Annotated in this window: 1 protein-coding gene and 1 pseudogene; both read left to right on the top strand. The window is 65.0% G+C overall.

Annotated elements, in window-relative coordinates; genetic code table 11:
* The coding region (locus A5625_RS21220) for a dihydrodipicolinate reductase (protein ID WP_232003773.1) at nt 1-1,053 on the top strand (1,053 nt) is incomplete at its 5' end.
* 45 nt (nt 1,054-1,098) lie between these two features.
* A pseudogene (locus tag A5625_RS21215) lies at nt 1,099-1,313 on the top strand (LLM class flavin-dependent oxidoreductase); the annotation flags it as partial.

Raw genomic sequence — 1,313 nt, 5'->3', positions numbered from 1 at the left:
GTGGTGTGGTCCACCGGCGGAGTCGGCAAGCAGGCGATCGACGCCATCAGCCGACGGCCAGACCTGGAACTCGTTGGGGTATGGGTACATTCACCGGAAAAAGTGGGTAAAGATGCCGGTGAGTTGGCCGGCGGTGCGCCACTGGGCGTGCCGGCCACCAACGATGCCGATGCCTTGATCGCCTTGGCTCCCGACTGCGTGGTGTATGCGGCCAGCGGCCCCGAACGCGACGGTGCCGCCGTACCGGATTATCTGCGGCTGCTGCGGGCCGGTATCAACGTCGTCTCGACGTCGTCCACCAGCCTGGTCCATCCACCGTCGTACTTCGCTCCGGATTGGCGCAACCAGCTCGAGGCGGCGGCCGAAGCCGGCGGCGCGTCGTTCTATGCGTCGGGGATCTTCCCCGGGTTCGCCTCGGATCAGCTGGCGCTTTTGATGACGACGCAGTCGAAGAACATTCGCACCATCACGGCCAGCGAGGTTGCACTCAACGATCACTATCCGGTCGCCGACGTGATGATGAATGGAATGGGCTTTGGTCACCCGCTGGATTTCCAACCGATGCTGTCGACGCCCGGCTTCATCGAGATGGCTTGGAAGGCACCAATTCACCTGATCGCCAGTGGGTTGGGAGTCGAGGTCGAAGAGGTGCGCGGCAGCCTCGATCGTGAGTTGACCGAGCGGGACATCGAGGTGGCGTTCGGCACCATCAAGGCGGGCACCTGCGGTGCGGTGCGGACCCGGGCGGCGGGTGTGGTGAACGGTCGCGAAGCCATCGTGATCGAACACGTGATCCGGATGGCCCGCGATGTCGCACCCGATTGGCCGACATCCGAATTCGACGCGACCTATCGGGTCGATATCGACGGTGATCCCGACGTCCACTGTGTGATGACCCTGGGGGAGGCCGAGGGCCATGGTGCGGGGCATGCCGCCATGGCGTCGACGGCAATGCGAGTGGTGAACGCCATCCCGTACGTCGTGGCGGCTGAGCCCGGGCTGCTGTGCTCGCTGGACATCCCGACCACGTTGCCGCTTTACGCCTTCGACTGAACGTGTAACGTACGTCGCACCGATCAGGCCAGCGAGGAGTTTGCCGTGTACACACTGCGCTTCGACATGCGCGATCCCGAATGGGCGGCGTCCCCAACAGATCTGTACGCCGCGGCACCCGAAATGAGCGCGTGGGCCGAAGAACACGGTGGTCTGGCCGCTGTCATCTGCGAGCACCACGGCTCCGAGGACGGCTACCTGCCGGCACCGTTTCTGCTGGGCTCGGCAGTGGCCGCGCGGACGCAGCGGCTGGCGCTGAG

It is taken from the genome of Mycobacterium sp. 1465703.0, from assembly GCF_001672975.1.
Lineage (GTDB): Bacteria > Actinomycetota > Actinomycetes > Mycobacteriales > Mycobacteriaceae > Mycobacterium.
The sequence above is the reverse complement of the archived record's forward strand: the minus strand, read 5'-3'. Positions and strand labels throughout refer to the sequence as shown.